Consider the following 18,377-nt stretch of genomic DNA (forward strand, 5'->3'; position numbering starts at 1 on the left):
ATGAGACTACAACTTTCGTTGACGTTACTCTGCTTCGCTCAAGCTCTTTCGTGCGTCTTCCTCAAGCCGGGCGTCGAGCTTGGCCTGGCGTGCAGCGGGGCTCAGGAGGCTGGCCACTACGGCCACGATGATGGTACCGACGATGACCGCCAGCGACACATAAGTGGGAATCTCCGGAGCCCACTCGATGTGGTGGCCGCCGTTGATGAAGGGAAGCTCGTTGACGTGCATGGCGTGCAGTACGAGCTTCACACCGATGAAGGCCAGGATGACCGACAACGCGTGCTTCAGGTACACCAAACGGGTCATGAGTCCGCCCAGCAGGAAGTAGAGCTGGCGAAGGCCCATCAGCGCGAAGATGTTGGCCGTGAAAACGATGAAGGCACTCTGGGTCAGACCGAAGATCGCGGGGATGGAGTCCACTGCGAACAAGAGGTCGGTCAGGCCGATGGTCACGAAGACGATCAGCATAGGGGTGAAGACCTTCTTGCCGTCAACAGTGGTGCGCAACTTGCCGCCGTCGAACTTTTCCGACATTGGAAGCACCTTGCGGAGACGGGCAATCAAGGGGTTCTCGGCCCCTTCTTCCTCATCCTCACCGGAGTCCTTGGCTTGCTTCCAGGCGGTCCACAGGAGGAAGGCACCGAAGATGTAGAACACCCAGCTGAACTGCTCAATTACCACGGCGCCCAGGGCGATGAAGATACCGCGGAGAACCAGGGCGATGATGATACCCACCATCAGCACTTCCTGCTGGTACTTACGAGGCACAGCGAAGCGGGCCATGATGATGATGAAGACAAACAGGTTGTCGATGCTGAGGCTGTATTCAGTTACCCAGCCCGCAATGAACTGGCTTCCGTACTCGGGTCCGGTGAAGTAGAACATGGCCCCGGCGAACACCATGGCCAAGGCCACGTAGAAAGCGACCCACAGGCCGGCTTCCTTCATAGAAGGTTCGTGGGGACGCTTGACGACCAACAACAGGTCGACAGCGAGGATAATTCCGAGGACGACGAACGAGCCGACCTCGAACCAGACAGGGAGCTCCATTAAAGGGCCTTTCGCAGGGTACGGGAAAACGGTGTAAGTCTCTCCGGCCGCCTTGGAGCGTTGAATGCTCTGACATGGCGACCCGCTAGGCCCGGCGAGGCAACCATGCCTTGCGTGCTGACGAACCTAGCGCTTGGGATACTCCCCTACGTGCCTTAAACCATACCCTAGGCGTGCCCGGCAGTCTGCATCTGGCGTAACTCCCGCTTCAACTCCTTGACTTCGTCACGGATTCTCGCAGCTACCTCGAACTGCAGTTCGGCGGCGGCACCATGCATTTGTTCCGTGAGCTGTTCGATGAGGCCCACCAGGTCTTCTGCCGGCGCTGCTGCGAGGCCGTCCTGCCGGACAGTTGCGGCCCCCTTCGCGGAAGCCTTCCCGCGCTTGCCGCCCTTGGCCAGCCGGTTGTTGTTGAGCAGCTCCTGGGTATCTGCGTCTTCCTTGGCCAACTGATCAGTAATATCGGCGATCTTCTTGCGCAACGGCTGCGGATCGATACCGTGCTCGGTGTTGTACTTGACCTGGATGGCACGGCGGCGATTGGTTTCATCTATTGCTTGCGCCATGGAGTCCGTGATGCGGTCGGCGTACATGTGGACCTGGCCCGAAACGTTACGTGCGGCACGGCCGATGGTTTGGATCAGTGACGTCGAGGACCGCAGGAAGCCTTCCTTGTCGGCGTCGAGGATGCTCACCAAAGAGACCTCCGGCAGGTCAAGGCCTTCCCTGAGCAGGTTGATGCCCACCAGGACATCGAACACGCCCATGCGAAGTTCCCGGAGCAGCTCCACACGCCTCAAGGTGTCAACGTCTGAGTGCAGGTACTCCACCTTGATGCCGTGGCCCACCAGGTAGTCGGTGAGGTCCTCGGCCATCCGCTTGGTCAGTGTGGTCACAAGAACGCGCTCGTTCTTCTCCGTACGGATCCTGATCTCGCCCAACAGGTCGTCGATCTGGCCCTTGGTGGGTTTGACCACCACCTCGGGATCGATGAGGCCCGTGGGACGGATAATCTGTTGAACGTAGCCGTCGGCCTTGCCGAGCTCGTACTTTCCCGGCGTGGCCGAGAGGTAGACCGTCTGGCCGATGCGCTCCAGGAACTCATCCCATTTCAGTGGTCGGTTGTCCATGGCCGAGGGCAGGCGGAAACCAAAGTCCACCAGGTTCCGCTTCCGGGACATATCGCCTTCGTACATGGCGCCGATCTGGGGAATGGTCACGTGGGATTCATCGACCACCAGCAGGAAGTCATCCGGGAAGTAGTCCAGAAGGCAGTGCGGTGCGGTGCCGGGCTCCCGGCCGTCAATGTGCACCGAGTAGTTCTCGATTCCGTTGCAGAAGCCCATCTGCTGCATCATTTCAAGGTCATAGGTGGTCCGCATACGCAGCCGCTGGGCTTCCACCAGCTTGTTCTGGGCTTCGAGGACCTTCAAGCGGTCTGCCAACTCGTCTTCGATACGCTTGATGGCGCGCGCCATCCGTTCGGGACCGGCCACATAGTGCGACGCGGGGAAGACGTACATTTCTTCTTCGTCCCGGATGACCTCGCCGGTCAGCGGATGCAGTGTCTGGATGTTCTCTATCTCATCGCCAAAGAACTCGATCCTGATGGCAAGTTCCTCGTACATGGGAATGATCTCAACGGTATCGCCGCGGACTCTGAAGGTACCCCGGTGAAAGTCCATGTCATTGCGGGCGTACTGCATGGAGACAAACTTCCGCAGGAGGTGGTCGCGGTTCATTTCCGCTCCCTTACGGAGCGTCACCATCCCCGCGATGTACTCTTCGGGCGTGCCCAAACCGTAGATGCAGGACACAGTTGCCACCACGATGACATCGCGGCGGGTCAGCAAGGCGTTGGTGGCAGAGTGACGCAGCCGCTCAACTTCCTCATTGATGGACGAATCCTTCTCGATGAAGGTGTCCGTCTGGGCCACATAGGCTTCAGGCTGGTAATAGTCGTAGTAGGAAACGAAATACTCAACTGCGTTGTTCGGCAGGAGCTCCCGGAATTCGTTGGCCAGCTGTGCTGCAAGGGTCTTGTTCTGGACCATCACCAAGGTGGGTCGCTGGACCTGTTCGATGAGCCACGCCGTGGTGGCGCTCTTGCCCGTACCAGTGGCACCGAGGAGGACCACGTCCTTCTCACCGTTGTTGATGCGTTCGGTCAGTTCGGCGATGGCAGTTGGCTGGTCGCCTGCGGGCTTATAGTCGCTGACAACTTCAAAAGGTGCGACGACACGGTTGATTTCCTGGGCAAGGCTCATACATCAAATCTACCCCCGCCCCCGGACAGCTACTGTCCGCGTTTGCGCACAGCGGAAGATGAATACGACGGCGGTGTCCACCCTGTGCGTTCGGCCCACTCCCCCATCTGCGGCCAGGCGACCTCGGAAAACCACGGCTCCTTGGCATCCGCATACGCAGCGGTATCAGGGTCCCCTGCGTGCAGCGCAGCCAGCCCGCGTTTGTGGGCCTCGTACGCGGTGAGGGCTGCGGGCTCGGCGCGCAGCCAATCACGGAACAGGAGCGCAAAATACCAGCCGGGCGATCCGGCCACCCGAACGTGGAGGTTCACGGCCCTGCCGGGATCAGCGTTGGCATGGAACCGTTTCTGCCAGGACTCCGGGGCTGGGTGGGTGGGTTTAGGGGTGTCCTCATGAACGTGCTGCACGGCAGGGAAACCGGCAGCACCGAGCAGAGGTGAGATCCGGTCGGCCGTCTCCAGGTCGGCCACTGCCAGTTGGAGGTCGATGACGTCCTTCGCGGCCAAGCCCGGCACCGATGTCGATCCAATGTGGTCCACGGACAGCACCGCGTCAGGAGCGGTCATTAAGATACGGGCTGCAAGCCGTTCGGCCTGCCGGGGCCATTCGCCGTTCGGGGCAACAATGACGGGGCCCTTGGCTCGGGGTGCCCGGGCTCCATTCTTGATGTTCTCCGCGAAGGGCACCAGACGCGTCTCCCACAGTGCGTCGACTGCCGCGAGCAGATCCTCCCGGCTGCCGGAATTGTCCAGAACGACGTCGGCGGCAGAACGACGCTCCGCCGCAGAAGCCTGCGCGGCCATGCGGGAACGCGCATCCTCCGCCGTCATGCCCCTAAGCTCCACCATCCGTTGGACACGAAGCTCATCAGGGGCATCCACCACCAGTACCAGGTGGAAGTTGCTGCCCTGCCCGGTTTCCACCAGGAGCGGGATGTCCTGCACCACGATGTCGCCCGCGCCGGCACCGTCCATGATGGCCGCCGCGGACTTGCGGACGAGAGGATGGACGATGCCGTTCAAGACTTCGCGCCGGGCCGGTTCGCGGAACACTATTGAGCCAAGCTTCGGCCGGTCAAGCCTGCCGTCGTGATCCAGGATGCCGGGACCGAAAGCTTCAACAACCTGTTCAAGGCCAGGTGTCCCGGGCTCCACTACCTGGCGGGCGATAACGTCCGCGTCGATGAGCAGTGCCCCCAGCTCCCGGAGCCTGGATGCCACCAGCGATTTACCTGAGGCGATGCCGCCCGTCAGTCCGATTTTCAGCACTCCTCAACACTAGACTGAAGCGGTGGAAATTGAGGAAGAAAGCCGCGCGACCCAGTACACGACGCTCCCGGCAGGCTCCGATTTCCGCCACGAACTGGAAATCCGCCGGTCACGCTTCATCACCGTACTCCGCAGGGCTCCTGATGAGGATTCCGCCCGCTCGCTGGTGGCCGGACTAAGGCGGGAGTTCCACGATGCCCGCCATCACTGCTCCGCTTTCGTCATCGGTCCGGACCGGATGATCCAGCGATCAAACGACGACGGTGAACCCTCAGGTACAGCCGGCATACCGATGCTCGAAGCCCTTATTAAGCGTGAGTCAGCACCCGGGGTGCTCGACCTCAGCGACGTCGCCGCCGTCGTCGTACGTTATTTTGGCGGAATTCTGTTGGGGGCAGGCGGGCTGGTCCGCGCCTACTCGGAATCGGTCTCGACGGCGCTGGACCTGGCTCCGCTGGTCCAGCGGCGGCGGCTGCGGTTGTGCGCCGTAGAGGTGGACCACGCTGATGCCGGGCGTGTGGAAAATGAACTGCGCAACGCCGGGTATGTCATGGCGGAGACCGGATATGAGGCCAGGCACGCCATCCTGCGCCTGGCTTTGGAGGACAAGCCCCAAAGCATCGCCGACGCCCGGTCCCGGCTGGCTTCCCTGACGGCCGGCAGTGCAGAGCTACGACCGGAAGGCAGCGAATGGATTGATGTCCCCGGCTGACAGCGGAAGCATTAACGCAGAAGGACCCCTGCCCGGAGGCAGGGGTCCTTCTTTGGCTATTCAGCACATCCCGTACGGGAAGGCGGAATTAGTTGCCGGTCAGCTTCTCGCGCAGTGCGGCGAGGGCTTCGTCGGATGCCAGGGTACCGGCGTTGGACTCAGCAGCAGCCGGCTCCGAGGAGTAGCTGGTGGTGCCGGAGTCGCTCTCACCGGACGTTGCAGCAGCAGCGTCGTCGGCAGCGTGCTGGGCAACCTGCTTCTTGTGGGCTTCCCAGCGGGTCTGGGCGTCAGCGTACTGCTGCTCCCAAGCGGCGCGCTGGGTCTCGTAACCTTCGAGCCATTCGTTCGACTCGGGGTCGAAGCCCTCAGGGTACTTGTAGTTGCCCTCTTCGTCGTACTCAGCGGCCATGCCGTACAGAGCGGGATCGAACTCGGTGCTGTCGGCGTCAACGCCCTCGTTTGCCTGCTTGAGGGAGAGGGAGATACGACGACGCTCGAGGTCGATGTCGATGACCTTGACGAACAGTTCGTCGCCAACGGAGACAACCTGCTCTGCGAGCTCAACGTGGCGGACAGCCAGCTCGGAGATGTGGACCAGGCCTTCGATGCCGTCTTCGACGCGAACGAACGCACCGAACGGAACCAGCTTGGTGACCTTACCCGGAACAACCTGGCCGAGGGCGTGGGTGCGGGCGAAGGTCTGCCACGGATCTTCCTGCGTAGCCTTGAGCGACAGGGAGACACGCTCGCGGTCCAGATCCACTTCGAGGACCTCGACGGTGACTTCCTGGCCAACCTCGACAACCTCGGACGGGTGGTCGATGTGCTTCCAGGACAGCTCGGAAACGTGAACGAGGCCGTCCACGCCGCCCAGGTCCACGAAGGCACCGAAGTTGACGATGGAGGAAACAACGCCCGGACGAACCTGGCCCTTTTCCAGCTTGTTGAGGAACGTGGAGCGAACCTCGGACTGGGTCTGCTCGAGCCATGCACGGCGGGACAGAACAACGTTGTTGCGGTTCTTGTCGAGCTCGATGATCTTGGCTTCGATCTGCTGACCGATGTACGGAGCGAGGTCGCGGACGCGACGCATCTCGACGAGGGATGCGGGCAGGAAGCCGCGCAGGCCGATGTCCAGGATGAGGCCACCCTTGACAACCTCGATGACGGTACCGGTAACGACGCCGTCTTCTTCCTTGACCTTCTCGATGTCGCCCCAGGCACGCTCGTACTGAGCACGCTTCTTGGAGAGGATCAGACGGCCTTCTTTGTCTTCCTTGGTGAGAACCAAAGCTTCGACCTGATCGCCAACGGCGACAACGTCGCCGGGATCAACATCGTGCTTGATGGAAAGCTCGCGGGAAGGGATGACACCTTCGGTCTTGTAACCGATGTCGAGCAGAACTTCGTCGCGGTCGACCTTGACGACGGTACCTTCGACGAGGTCTCCGTCGTTGAAGTACTTGATGGTGGCGTCGACAGCTGCGAGGAAGTCCTCAGCGGTACCGATGTCGTTAATGGCGACTACGGGGGTACCGGGCTTCTCGGTGGAGGTGATGGTCATGTAGTAGGGGCTCCGTTGTGGATAGTTAGTCGGTCAGGCAAACCGCTGCCGCCCGGGTCCGGACGGCAGAACGCGGCACATCGCCGGGTCATCCTGATTTGTGGATTAGTACAAAATGGATGCATGCACGTAGTACACGCCCGTTTATTCTAGTCGCATTGGCAAAGCAGGGTCAAAAGCGGGTCATGGCTTCAGGACATCCCCGAGCCGCGCGAAGGAAACGCCCTTGTCCAGCAACCGGGGCAAGGCGCGCCCGTAGCCTTCCGCTGTAGCTCCTGCCGGCTTGTTGAAGTGCGAAATGACGATGTCCCCGGGCCCGGCCCGGCCCACCTCGGTGGCGACGGTGGCCGCAGGAAAGGTCGCACCGCCGTCGCCATTAACAGTGAAGTTGACCGGCAGCATGCCGAGCCTGTGCGTCATGGCGGCCGTGACGTCGTCGTAGAACGCCGTTCCCGGGCGGAAGAACCGCGGGGACTTTCCGAACGTGTCCAGCATGACGGCCTGGTTGCCCATGAGTTCGTCGTAGGCCGCGGACGCTGTCGCCGTTCCGGTGATTCCGTAGGCGGACTTGCCGTTGACGGACAAGGGAAGGTGTGACGTTCCGTGGTTGGCGAGCTCGAACAGCGGGTCCGCTGCCAGCTCCGCGGCGAGTCCGGGGTTGGCGTGGATCCAGCGGCTGTTGACAAAGAGTGTGGCGGGTACATGAAGCTTGCGCAGGGTCTGCAGCAGTGCTTGGTCGCACCCTGAACCACCCGGCCCACCGCACGCGTCGAACGTCAAGGCCACCTGTTTGGCGGGAGAGTCGTTGACGACTCCTGTGACATGCAAACCCCACTCCTTGGGTTGCCTGCCCGCAAACTCCGCGAGGATCTTCTGCTTGTCCGGCACCGCCGGGGGTTTAGCGGTTGGCTGCGCGAGGGCAGCAGCAGCCTGTTCACTTGATCTGGCAGAGACGGACGGAGGGGGCGTGGCGGGACCGGTTGGCCGCGATTGCTCCGTTGCCACATCTCTGTCAGGAGCGACCGGCCCGGACCCGGTGTCCGCGCATCCCGCCAGGACAGTAGTCGCCAAACCTGCCATTCCAAGCAGCACTGATCGACGGCGGGCCAAAGGCCGCCGCTTGGAATCCCCCATGGATGTCCTTACTGACGTTTTAGCTATGTGGTTGTGAAAAGGTGGTACTGCCTAGAAGTGTGTCAGACAGTGAGCGGACCGTTCCACTGTGAACAACTGCTGGGCCTGGAAAGCGGCGCCGGGAGTGTTCTCGCGGATGCGGCCGGCGGCGGCCAGCGTCACCGGCGATACCGCACCCAGGTAGATGGAAGCGAGGTCTGCCGCATCCATGCTGAGGTCCGGCGTCTCACCCGAAGCATCCTTGACGACGGCGGCAGCACCGCCGTCGGATTCCAGAAGCCAGGTGCCGCCCGCCAAGCCCAAAGAGTCGGTGACCTCAATAACCAGGCGGCCGGCCGCAGGGTACTTTCGGGCCTCCAAAGCGGCCCGTGTATCCAGGATCCTGAGCCACAGCATGTCACGTACTTCGGAAGCCTCAATGCACCGCTGGTCCTCGAGGGCCCATGCCAGCGGATCATCCACCGGCGCCTCGGCCCAAGTCACTTCATCGATGAGGTCGATGCTGCCCAGGAAACGCCAGAGGTCACGATAGCCGGCGTTGGTTGCGGCGACCAGGTCCACGATTTCCATGGTGTACGGCTTGTGGTCCCAGCCCTTGAAACGGTAGGAAACGTAGCCATCCAACGTTCCTGAGGGGTCGTAGTGCAGGGCGCAACGCACGGAGGCGTCGGGCTTGCCGTCCTGCCCGATCAAACCGGATGCCACCAGCCGGTAGTACTCCTGCCGGTCGACCGAACCCGGAGAAAGCCTCTGGACCCGCTCAAAGATTTGTGGCGCAACGTCCAGCAGGACTGAAGGATCGGCGACTTCAACCACGCCTTCCTGCTGTCCCTGGAGCCGGAAACGCGGGCCTGTGTCGACTTTGATGCTGCGTTCAAAAGTAGCGACGCCAAAGCCGAATCGACCGTAGATGGACCCTTCGGAGGCGGTGAGCGCCGCCATGGCGAGGCCGTCGTCCTTGGCGCCTTCCAGGTCTGCGGTGATCATGCCGCGAAGGATTCCGTTGCGCCTGTGGGTTCCACGGACGGTTACGGCAGTGATCAGGTTGGACTCCAGCTGGCGCCCGAAGCCGATGTTCAGGGACTTGCGCATGGTGGCGTAGGTGGCCACCGGGACATCCGCGCCGAGCGAACGCTCGGGAACATCCGCGTTGACGTAGACACCGGTCAGCTCGCGATTGTCGGTCCGGTAGGCGGCCAGGGTCTTGGCCAGGTATTCGCCGTCCCGCCGCTCCTGGTGGAATCCATGGGAGACGGCCTGCACCCAGGTGGTGCAGCGGCTGTAGCCTTCGTCATTCTTGTCGGCGACAACCGGGAATCGTTGGACAGAGTACTTTTCGGAGTTTCTTACATTGGGATCAGCCACGCCTTCGAGCCTAGCCAGACGCCTGAGGGCGCGCCACCATCACGGCGGCGCGCCCTCAAGGGATCACGTGAAAGGTTCCCGGACTAGTGGCCGGCCTCGTACCAGCTTGAGCCGACGCCGATCTGGACGTCGAGCGGTACGGACAGGTCTGCGGCCGAGCCCATTTGTTCGATGACCAGTTTTTCCACGGCTTCACGCTCCCCCGGCGCAACTTCGAGCACGAGTTCATCGTGGACCTGCAGCAGCATGCGTGACTTCAGGCCCTGGCTGGCGAGTTCGGCAGAGACGCCCAGCATGGCCCGCTTGATGAGGTCGGCAGCTGAGCCCTGGATCGGTGAGTTCAAGGCGATGCGCTCCGCCGCTTCCCTCGCCTGGCGGTTGGTACTGGTCAAATCGGGCAGGTAGCGGCGGCGGCCTTCGATGGTGGCCGTGTAGCCATCAACCCTGGCTTGATCCCGCACGCCGTCGAGGTAAGCGCGCACGGCACCGAAGCGGTCGTAGTAGTCCTTCATCAGGGTCCGGGCCTCATCCACGGAAATTTCCAGCTGCTTTGACAGTCCGAAGGAAGTGAGGCCGTAGGCCAACCCGTACGACATGGCTTTGACCTTGGACCGCATTGCGCTGGTGACTTCCTCCGGCGCGACGTTGAATATCCGTGCACCCACGAAACGGTGCAGGTCCTCGCCGTCCCGGTACGCCTGGATCAGCGCTTCATCGCCCGAAAGGTGGGCCATGATCCGCATTTCGATCTGTGAATAGTCAGCGGACAGCAGGCATTCATATCCTTCGCTCACCACGAAAATGCTGCGGACCCGGCGGCCCTCTTCGCTACGGACCGGGATGTTCTGCAGGTTCGGGTTGTTCGAAGAGATGCGGCCGGTGGCGGCGATGTTCTGCGCGTACGTGGTGTGGATCCGCCCGTCGTCGGCGACAGATTTCTTAAGCGTCTCAACCATCTGGGCCAGTTTGGACGATTCACGGTGAGCCATGAGCTGCACCAGGAATTCGTGTCCAGTCTTTTCCAGGAGCCCTTTAAGCGACGCGGCGTCCGTGGTGTAACCGGACTTGATCTTCTTGGTCTTGGGCAGGCCCAGCTCCTCGAACAGGACCGTCTGCAACTGCTTGGGCGAACCGAGGTTCACCTCGTGCCCGATGGCCGCAAACGCCTGTTCCTGGGCGGTCTGGATCACCTTGGTGAGGTCCGCCAGTTGTTCATCCATGCGGTCCGTGGAGACGAAGATGCCCGTCAATTCCATCTGGGCCAGCACGCGGGCCACAGGTAGCTCCAACGTGGTGAGCAGGGCGTCGGCCTTACGGTCTGCAAGCTCCTTTTCGAAGTGCTTGCTGAGCGCGTGTACGACGGCGGCGTGCTGCACGAGCGCTGCAGCGGCAGCCTGGTCCGTCTCACCGGAAAGATCCAGTTCCAGCTGTCCGGACTGGGCTGCGGCCGTGGTCAGGGAGATCTTGAGGTGGACCTGTGCGAGTTCGGCGAGGTCGTAGCTGCGGCGGTCGGGCTGGATCAGGTACCCGGAAATGGACGTGTCATCCACGACCCCTTCCAGGCCCAGGCCACGGTTGTACAGGGCCTTGAGTGCCGACTTGAACTCGTGCAGGACCTTGGCTTCTTCCGGGTCGCGCAGCCAGCGGGCCAGCACTTCCTCAGCAGCGGCGTCCAGGCCTGTCAGCTCAATGAAGGCTGCACCATTGGCACGGACGATGGCCAGCGCAGTGGCGTCGTCGCCCACCCGGCCAGGAACCAACTGCACGGCGAGGGCCGAACGAACGCCCGATCCGGCTGCGAAGAAGGCCTCGAGGCCGGCGGCGTCCGTGAGTGTTTGGAACTCGGGGGCATCGATGGTGTCCGGCGCAGCCCCGGCCGTGTCGTCACCGTAGAGGTCGAAAAGCCGCGTGCGAAGGGTGCGGAATTCGAGTTCCTCAAAGAGTTCCTCGATGGCCTGCCGGTCAGGACGTGGCTCGTGGAGATCTTCCAAAGTGATGGGCAGGTCCAGGTCAGTGAGCAGCTGGTTCAGCCTGCGGTTCCGCTTGACGTTGTCGAGGTTCTCCTTGAGTGCTCCACCCACCTTGCCGCCGATGGAATCAAGGTTCTGCAGGATTCCCTCGAGCCCGCCGTAGAGGTTGATCCACTTGGCCGCCGTCTTGGGGCCAACGCCTGGAACGCCGGGCAGGTTGTCTGCGGTTTCGCCGACAAGCGCGGCGAGGTCCGAGTACAAACCGGGCTTAACGAAGTACTTCTCCTCGATGGCGGCCGCATCCATCTTTGGGATGTTGCTGACGCCCTGTTTGGGATAGAGGACAAAGACGTTGTCGTTGATGAGCTGAAAGGCATCCCGGTCGCCGGAGACCAGCAATACCTCGAAACCGGCGGCATCCGCCTGCGAGGCAAGCGTCGCAAGGACGTCGTCAGCCTCGTATCCGGGCATGGCGATGGTCTTGATGCCCCATGCCTCCATGACCCGGGCAATGAGGCCAATCTGGCCGGCGAACTCTGCAGGAGTGGCATTGCGGCCGCCCTTGTACTCGCTGTACTCGGCCTTGCGGAAGGTGGTGTCGTCGGAAACGTCAAAGGCGACCGCGACATGTGTGGGCTTCTGGTCCTTGATCAAGTTGATCAGCATGGACGTAAACCCGTGCACCGCGTTGGTGTACTGACCCCTGGCCGTAGAGAAATTCTCGGCAGGAAGGGCATAGAAAGCCCTGAAGGCCATGGAGTGGCCGTCCAGGACCAGCAACCTGGGCCGGCCCTCCCCCGCGGAGACGCTGGATGCAGTGGCAGAAGGGGCGGGTGCTGTGGCAATGGCAGCAGCTTGGGCCGTTGGAACCTGGTCCGGTTTGGTTGTTTCACTCACAGGTGCCAGCCTAGTTGGCATGATGGACAATTTCACGCCGAACAGCTTTGTCGACCAACTCAATGAGGCCGGGGTGCCCGAAGAATTCCACGATTGGCTTTCCGCGCACGGGGTGGGAACCCTGGTGGTGAAAATGGGTATCCGTTTCACCGAGATGAGTGCCGAACGGATGGTGGCCACCATGCCTGTGGAGGGAAACACCCAGGTAGCAGGCATCCTCCATGGTGGGGCCCACGTGGTGCTGGCTGAGACCCTTGGCTCGTTTGCGGCGTCTTTGCACGCCGGAAGGGGACGCCACGCCGTCGGCATTGAAGTGGGCGCAACCCATCACCGTTCCGTGGCGACCGGTACCGTGACGGGTACGTGCACCGCGATCCACCTCGGCGGTACCCTGGCCACCCATGAGATTGTCATCACTGACGAGAAAGGCCGGAGGCTTTCGACAGCCCGCATCACCAACATGATCCGGGACAACCGCCACTGAATTCCGCCAGGGCCGGTACCAGCCGCTAACCCGCGGACTGCTGCAGCCGGTAGCGCAACTCCACCGCTGCCCCGCCAAGTGTCCTCGACGAGACCAACTCAAGCGGCGGCGTCGGGCCCTTCAGCGGCAACAGCGGCTTTCCGGCGCCCAACACAACAGGAACGATGGTGAGGATCATTTCGTCGAGCAGTCCGGCCTCGGCGAATTGGGCCACCAGGTCACCTCCACCCACCAACCAGACATTCTTGTCCTTGGCGGCCCTGGCCAGGTCCGGAGCGAATTCCCTGACGTCGCCCCGGACATAGGTGATATCCGATTCCGCGGGAGCTGAGTACTCGTGGTGGGTGAAGACCCAGCACGGGATCTCCGGATACGGCCATTTGCCGGGTTCGTGCTCCATGAGCCACCTGTAAGTGTCCCCGCCCATGGCAATGCAACCAACACCGGCCATGAACTGCCCGATGCCGTCGTTGACGTCGTCGTTGCTGTCGAACTGCAGGAGCCAGCCGAGGTCGTCCTCCGGAGAGGCAATGAAGCCGTCGATGGTGGAAGCCACGTAGTACTGGAATGTCGACATGGACCCCAGACTAGTCAGTCCGACGCGGGGTTCCCATACTCCACGCGGACACTCCCATTATCCGGCAGGACCACCACCCTGCCCCGCTCCAGCGACCATCCGTCGTTCAGCAGGAAGATCCGTCCGCCACTTACCACCAGCAACCGCAGGCCGGTGTACCTGTACAGGGGTGCTGCTTCCGAACCGGCCGACTCCTCCTTGACGTTTGGTACGGTGACGGCCAGGCGCTCTTTGCTGTAGACGACGGCGGTGGGCAACAGGTGGGAACGTTCCTGGTAGTCGACGGCGGCACCCCGCCCCAGCGCCTGGGCGTAGTCGGACGTGCCCCAGAACAGCAGCAGCGTCACCAGGACAAACACCAACCACCCCTCAAGGGTGCCCTTGGTGGCGCGGGGAGCCTGCGCTGACGGCCCGGCAGCCCTGCGCCGCACGCGCAGTCCCCAGGTGCCCACAACGAGTCCTGCGGCAATAAGGAAAGGTGCATAGAGGACGGCCTGGCCAGGGCGTGTCGTCACGGCGATCCACATCACTGCGGCATATGCGAAAGCGAGAAAGAGAACGACCGTGGCGGTCACCTGCACCCTCCTCCGCTGTCCCGGGAATTCGAGGAGGCGGGCAACTGCCCGGTCCAGCATCAGCCACAACAAACCGATAACCACCAGCCAGGCCAGGGGTTGGAACAATGACTGGATACTCCTCAGCATGAAGTCCTGGACCGTGTACCCGAACAGGCTGACGTCCAAGCCCATCGCTTTGGCCTGGGCATCGGTGCGTGCCCACCCGAAATAGACCAGCAAAGCCGTGACAACCGTCAGCGGCGGACCGACGACCGAGAGCACCTCGAGGGTCCGCTGCCACCGGGTGTTGCTTTGCTCTGGAGCCGCCGGGACGTCGCTCACGACGTGGCCGTGGCGGAGGCTTCAACGGACGTGGTCGGGGACTCGGGGGCGGGAGTCGCTCCCCCGGTTTCCGCAGAGCTCGAGGTGGCTCCGGCGTCGTCATAGAAGAACGTGGCTGAACCGGCGATATCCACTGTGTCCGTGACCGATATCCGGATTGATTTCCGCCCTTGGGCGGGCGGCATCCGCAGGTACAGCGTTCCGTAGTCTTCCCTGTCCCCCACGAATTCCACGTCTGCCGGAACGTCGTCGAACAGGACCTCACCAACGCGGACGTAATAGCCGTCAAGCCGTACGATGGTGCCGCCCGAACTGGGACCAGCTGCCCGGGGCGTTCCCGGAACCGGCCTGAGTTGCTCGTCCACCACCGTCAGGCCCAGCAACTGGCGGGGACATGCCTCGCCCAGCCCGGGTTCCACCTTGAAGGCAGCATCAGGGTTGCTGCGGTGCTGTGCCACCAGGGAGGCCGACATGGCCGCAACCCTGAACTCCAGGCACTGTGTCTGCGGTATCCGCGGAGTGGCGGATACCGCGTTGGACGCCCTTTCCCAGTCCTCCCGGCTGCCGCTTTGCACGGCACGGCAGACAGCAGCACCAGCCACCCAAACGGCTGCGTCTTGGGCATCTTCAACGCTGCGGGCAAGGGCGTCGCACTGGAATTGCTGCAAAAGGAGGTACCGCTGACCGGAGGTGGGATCGTTGGGTCCGACAGGCCCCACGGGGATCCATCGAACCACAGGCGCGTTTTCCTGTGGCGCTGCCGGACCGGCCGGGCCGGCAGGTTGCGCCGCTGTAGGAGCGTCGGCAGTTGACTTGGCCGGCCCGGAGGCAGCAGCCGTTTGCACCCCGGAACCCTGCTGTGGGGACTGACCTTCAGAGGACGGCGGCAAGCAAGCTGAAAGGGCCAGCAGCAGGAGCGGGACCAGCGCAAGTCCTGCCGGGCGGCTTCGGGATGTGCACTTCATGACAGCCCCGTATCTGCCGGATCACGACCACGCAGCCATATGCATGGCTACACTGCCGATTATTCTCCCGAATGGACGAAGCTGCCAGAGCCGTTGCTATTTTCCGAAGTACGGAACAATCAGGTAGATGCCGAAAAGTACGGCCACCCCGCAGAACCCAAAGCAGATGTAGGCCAGGGACCGCACCAGGACCGGGGACTTCTGCTGGGCGTCGCCGGCAATCGCCGTGAGCCGCACGCCCAGGGAGTACAGGACCACGAGTGTCACGGCGGCCAGGAGGGTAACGCCGGCTACCTGCAGCAGTTCCAACCATTTCATCGCTGCACGTCCTTGCTTGGGGTGTTCTTTCGGGACTTCTTCTTCTTGCGGAACCGGACGGCGTGGCCGGCCTCTTCAACCTCGACGGCGTTGTGGTGCCCAACGTGCGACTTCCGGGAAACCACGAACATGAAGACCACGGCCGAGGTTCCCGCTACGGCGGCGATGATCACGCCCACCACCCCGACACCCACCAACAGGGCAGTCAACGCACCGACGATCGCCGACGCCGGGAGGGTAAACAGCCACCCAAGGGCGATTTTGCCAGCGGTGCCCCAGCGGACAGAGGTGCCTTTGCGGCCCAGCCCGGAGCCGATTACGGAGCCCGAAGCAACCTGCGTGGTGGACAGGGCGAAACCCAGATGCGAGGACGCAAGGATTGCCGATGCGGTGCTGGTTTCGGCCGAGAAGCCCTGGGCGGGCTTGACCTCGGTCAGGCCGGATCCCATGGTGCGGATGATGCGCCATCCGCCGGCGTAGGTGCCGATCGCGATGGCGAAGGCACAGGCCGCGATAACCCAGAACTGGGGGCCGCTTCCGGGCGACTGGGTGCCACCGGCGATGAGTACCAGCGTGATGATGCCCATGGTCTTCTGCGCGTCATTGGTACCGTGCGCGAGGGCCACCAGGCTGGACGTGAAGATCTGGCCCGTGCGGAATCCGCCTCGCTTTTGCGTGAGCTTGTCGCCGGTTTCGGGATCATGCCGCGAGGTGAGTGCGTATGCCAGACGGGTGCAAATGTATGCCACCACGCCAGCGATCAGCGGAGCGAAGAGCGCGGGAAGGATGACCTTCTGCAGCACGGTTTCGAAGTTGATGGAGTGGAAGCCGATGCCCACCACCGCTGCGCCGATAAGGCCGCCGAAAAGTGCATGGGAGGAGCTCGACGGCAGGCCCTTGAGCCAGGTGATCATGTTCCAGAGGACGGCGCCCATAAGTCCGGCAAAGATGATGTCCGGCGTGATGTGGATGCCGTCGGAGCCTTCGCGGATCAGCCCACCGGAAATGGTCTTGGCCACTTCCGTGGACAGGAAGGCGCCCACAAGGTTGAGCACCGCGGCCAAGGCAACGGCCGTCTTGGGCTTGATCGCCCCCGTGGCGATAGGCGTGGCCATCGCATTGGCTGTGTCGTGAAACCCGTTGGTGAAGTCAAAGAATAGGGCCAACGCTATTACCAGCGCGACCATGAAGGTGATATCCACCTGTTGCCCAATCTGCAGAGTCGACGTTCAGCAGTTTCACTTCCCCATACCTGCCATCCACAGCATAGTTCAGCAATTGTTCAACTGACGCTGCTTGCGGGATTCACTCTGGCGGGCTTGAAACCTTAAGAATCCTACGTGCCATACCCTGAGCGGCCAAACGTATGCGGTCTCTGATTCACCCCAGATACCTGCGCACAGCCGCGAGCTCGCCACGGCTCAACCCTTTGCGGGGATCCGGTGAGATGCAAAGCACACGCTCTTGCTGGTATTCAGCCCATGAGCGGGCGTCCGACTCCTGGCTGAGCTGGTCATCGAGCCAGACAATTCGTTCGCTTCCTGTGACGGCCAGGTCCTTTTGCAGGGCCACGAGCTTCCACCATTCCGGCCCCTCGTCCCAGCCTTGGCTTGACAGTACGGGCCAGTCCTGGCCGTGCAGGCCGATGGCCGGGCACAGGAATTCAGGCGCGAGGCGCTCCCAGGTGGTCAGCCAAACGAATCTGGCAGCGGGATGTTCGGCGAGGTCGTTGAGCTCAGCCACGGCTTCGGGGGCGAAGGCCACCTCCAGGATGCCGGCGTCGGCGATGCTCCAATCGCCGCCCCAGTCCGTGGTTCCCATCGGGCTGAAGGGGTTCACCACGCCGTCGACGTCAAGGTAGATGGACACCGGCCTCACGGCGTCGCCTATGGAATCCACATTTGTCCCCTCCCCAACAGATGGAAGCCAGCCTACGGGAACGGGACTTCTTCGGGTGGAGCAGCGTGAAAATCAATCTCTTGACGTGCGTCATGGAAATGATAATCTCAAGCCATGGAAAAGCCCGCAGTCCACTCCGCCCAGAGCGTCCGCGACATCGAGGACACCGTCCGCACCGATTTCCGGCACGCCATGTCCTACGGCGGATATCTGGACCTTGACCATTTGCTCAGCTCCCAGCACCCGCTCAGCAAGCCGGAACACCACGACGAATTGCTGTTCATCATCCAGCACCAGACCAGCGAACTCTGGCTCAAGCTGGTGCTCCATGAATTGCTCGAGGCCCGCAGGCTTTTCGACGCGGACAACCTCGGCAAAGCCCTCAAATGCATCGCCCGCGTCAAAGCCATCCAGCGCACCATGACTGAGCAATGGTCCGTCCTGGGTACCCTGACGCCGCGCGAGTACGCCCAGTTCCGCGGATTCCTGGGCAGCTCCTCCGGTTTCCAGTCCTACCAGTACCGCGGTGTCGAATTCCTGTTGGGCAACAAGAACCGCGGAATGCTGCGCGTGTTCGAAAGTGAACCCGAGGCCCACGCCCTGCTCAGCACGCTCCTGGAGGAGCCCACCCTGTACGACGCGTTCCTCGGGGTCCTTTCCCGCGCCGGCTACGACATCCCGGCGGACATCCTCGATCGCGACAAGAGCGAGCCTTGGACCTTCCGCAAGGAACTCGTGCCCATTTTCCAGAAGATCTACGAATCGGATGACACCCCGTGGGGACTCTACGAGGCCTGCGAAGACCTGGTGGACATCGAAGACAACTTTCAGGCCTGGCGTTTCCGCCACCTCCGGACAGTCCAACGCACCATCGGCTTCAAGGTTGGCACCGGAGGATCGTCCGGCGTCGACTTCCTCAAACGCGCCCTTGACCTGACGTTCTTTCCCGAGCTCTACGCCGTCCGCACCGAAATCGGCAACTAAGCAAACCACCGCCCGGCGCCG

16 protein-coding genes are annotated in these 18,377 nt (G+C 62.4%); 3 read left to right on the top strand and 13 right to left on the bottom strand.

The genetic code is table 11. The annotated features are described in order from the left end of the window. Nucleotides 1-24 precede the first annotated feature (24 nt). From IEY62_RS12480 to coaE, 3 genes are all read right to left on the bottom strand, one after another. Nucleotides 25-1,053 (bottom strand): TerC family protein, encoded by a 1,029-nt coding sequence (locus IEY62_RS12480; RefSeq protein WP_189018196.1) that lies wholly within the window; start codon nt 1,051-1,053, stop codon nt 25-27. A 167-nt stretch (nt 1,054-1,220) separates the two neighbouring features. Beyond that, nucleotides 1,221-3,320, bottom strand: a complete 2,100-nt coding sequence (uvrB, locus tag IEY62_RS12485) for an excinuclease ABC subunit UvrB (RefSeq protein ID WP_189018200.1) — start codon at nt 3,318-3,320, stop codon at nt 1,221-1,223. 29 nt (nt 3,321-3,349) lie between these two features. Beyond that, a complete protein-coding gene (gene coaE / locus IEY62_RS12490) occupies nt 3,350-4,588 on the bottom strand; it encodes a dephospho-CoA kinase (RefSeq protein WP_189018203.1) in 1,239 nt (412 codons plus the stop codon). Nucleotides 4,589-4,610: 22 nt separating this feature from the next. Here coaE and IEY62_RS12495 point away from each other — a divergent pair, with 22 nt between their 5' ends. Further along, on the top strand, nt 4,611-5,300 hold the full coding sequence (locus IEY62_RS12495; RefSeq protein ID WP_189018205.1) for an IMPACT family protein: 690 nt from the start codon (nt 4,611-4,613) through the stop codon (nt 5,298-5,300). Nucleotides 5,301-5,388: 88 nt separating this feature from the next. Here the strand turns inward: IEY62_RS12495 and rpsA are convergent, their stop codons facing one another. The 4 genes from rpsA to polA all read right to left on the bottom strand — a co-directional run bounded on the left by rpsA (nt 5,389) and on the right by polA (nt 12,089). Further along, nucleotides 5,389-6,864, bottom strand: coding sequence for a 30S ribosomal protein S1 (gene rpsA / locus IEY62_RS12500; RefSeq protein ID WP_011774756.1), 1,476 nt, complete (start codon nt 6,862-6,864; stop codon nt 5,389-5,391). 183 nt (nt 6,865-7,047) lie between these two features. After that, nucleotides 7,048-7,752, bottom strand: coding sequence for a polysaccharide deacetylase family protein (locus tag IEY62_RS12505; RefSeq protein WP_229785248.1), 705 nt, complete (start codon nt 7,750-7,752; stop codon nt 7,048-7,050). Nucleotides 7,753-8,049: 297 nt separating this feature from the next. Further along, the gene (locus tag IEY62_RS12510) at nt 8,050-9,363 is read right to left on the bottom strand and encodes a GNAT family N-acetyltransferase (RefSeq protein ID WP_189018212.1); all 1,314 of its coding nucleotides are present in this window, start codon (nt 9,361-9,363) and stop codon (nt 8,050-8,052) included. 83 nt (nt 9,364-9,446) lie between these two features. Then, nucleotides 9,447-12,089 (bottom strand): DNA polymerase I, encoded by a 2,643-nt coding sequence (gene polA / locus IEY62_RS12515; protein ID WP_229785267.1) that lies wholly within the window; start codon nt 12,087-12,089, stop codon nt 9,447-9,449. Between the two features lie 160 nt (nt 12,090-12,249). Here polA and IEY62_RS12520 point away from each other — a divergent pair, with 160 nt between their 5' ends. Then, the gene (locus tag IEY62_RS12520) at nt 12,250-12,714 is read left to right on the top strand and encodes a hotdog fold thioesterase (RefSeq protein ID WP_026267138.1); all 465 of its coding nucleotides are present in this window, start codon (nt 12,250-12,252) and stop codon (nt 12,712-12,714) included. A 25-nt stretch (nt 12,715-12,739) separates the two neighbouring features. On the opposite strand, the gene IEY62_RS12525 is transcribed toward IEY62_RS12520, so the two are convergent. The 6 genes from IEY62_RS12525 to IEY62_RS12550 all read right to left on the bottom strand — a co-directional run bounded on the left by IEY62_RS12525 (nt 12,740) and on the right by IEY62_RS12550 (nt 17,372). Continuing rightward, nucleotides 12,740-13,291 carry a dihydrofolate reductase family protein gene (locus tag IEY62_RS12525; RefSeq protein WP_189018218.1) on the bottom strand — a complete coding sequence of 184 codons (552 nt, stop codon included), beginning with the start codon at nt 13,289-13,291 and terminating at the stop codon, nt 12,740-12,742. 14 nt (nt 13,292-13,305) lie between these two features. After that, on the bottom strand, nt 13,306-14,190 hold the full coding sequence (locus IEY62_RS12530; protein WP_229785249.1) for a hypothetical protein: 885 nt from the start codon (nt 14,188-14,190) through the stop codon (nt 13,306-13,308). Further along, a complete protein-coding gene (locus tag IEY62_RS12535; RefSeq protein ID WP_189018221.1) occupies nt 14,187-15,155 on the bottom strand; it encodes a hypothetical protein in 969 nt (322 codons plus the stop codon). Before IEY62_RS12535 ends, IEY62_RS12530 begins: the two co-directional genes overlap by 4 nt. Nucleotides 15,156-15,251: 96 nt before the next feature. Next, on the bottom strand, nt 15,252-15,473 hold the full coding sequence (locus IEY62_RS12540; protein WP_189018224.1) for a hypothetical protein: 222 nt from the start codon (nt 15,471-15,473) through the stop codon (nt 15,252-15,254). Further along, on the bottom strand, nt 15,470-16,675 hold the full coding sequence (locus tag IEY62_RS12545; RefSeq protein ID WP_189018227.1) for an inorganic phosphate transporter: 1,206 nt from the start codon (nt 16,673-16,675) through the stop codon (nt 15,470-15,472). The genes IEY62_RS12540 and IEY62_RS12545 overlap by 4 nt, the downstream gene beginning before the upstream one ends. A 178-nt stretch (nt 16,676-16,853) precedes the next feature. Further along, a complete protein-coding gene (locus IEY62_RS12550; protein WP_189018230.1) occupies nt 16,854-17,372 on the bottom strand; it encodes an HAD domain-containing protein in 519 nt (172 codons plus the stop codon). A gap of 114 nt (nt 17,373-17,486) precedes the next feature. On the opposite strand from IEY62_RS12550, the gene kynA reads away from it, so the two are divergent. Continuing rightward, entirely contained in the window at nt 17,487-18,356 is an 870-nt protein-coding gene (gene kynA, locus IEY62_RS12555) for a tryptophan 2,3-dioxygenase (RefSeq protein WP_189018233.1), read from the top strand. The last annotated feature ends 21 nt before the right edge of the window (nt 18,357-18,377 follow it).

The sequence above is a fragment of the Paenarthrobacter histidinolovorans genome (assembly GCF_014647595.1).
Taxonomy (GTDB): domain Bacteria; phylum Actinomycetota; class Actinomycetes; order Actinomycetales; family Micrococcaceae; genus Arthrobacter; species Arthrobacter histidinolovorans.

What these genes read in the sequence shown, in the direction of transcription:
- uvrB (WP_189018200.1), bottom strand. Translation starts at nt 3,320, where the DNA reads ATGAGCCTTGCCCAGGAAATCAACCGTGTCGTCGCACCTTTTGAAGTT.
- rpsA (WP_011774756.1), bottom strand. Translation starts at nt 6,864, where the DNA reads ATGACCATCACCTCCACCGAGAAGCCCGGTACCCCCGTAGTCGCCATT.
- IEY62_RS12480 (WP_189018196.1), bottom strand. Translation starts at nt 1,053, where the DNA reads ATGGAGCTCCCTGTCTGGTTCGAGGTCGGCTCGTTCGTCGTCCTCGGA.
- IEY62_RS12520 (WP_026267138.1), top strand. Translation starts at nt 12,250, where the DNA reads ATGATGGACAATTTCACGCCGAACAGCTTTGTCGACCAACTCAATGAG.
- kynA (WP_189018233.1), top strand. Translation starts at nt 17,487, where the DNA reads ATGGAAAAGCCCGCAGTCCACTCCGCCCAGAGCGTCCGCGACATCGAG.
- IEY62_RS12535 (WP_189018221.1), bottom strand. Translation starts at nt 15,155, where the DNA reads ATGAAGTGCACATCCCGAAGCCGCCCGGCAGGACTTGCGCTGGTCCCG.
- IEY62_RS12525 (WP_189018218.1), bottom strand. Translation starts at nt 13,291, where the DNA reads ATGTCGACATTCCAGTACTACGTGGCTTCCACCATCGACGGCTTCATT.
- polA (WP_229785267.1), bottom strand. Translation starts at nt 12,089, where the DNA reads ATGGCCTTCAGGGCTTTCTATGCCCTTCCTGCCGAGAATTTCTCTACG.
- IEY62_RS12540 (WP_189018224.1), bottom strand. Translation starts at nt 15,473, where the DNA reads ATGAAATGGTTGGAACTGCTGCAGGTAGCCGGCGTTACCCTCCTGGCC.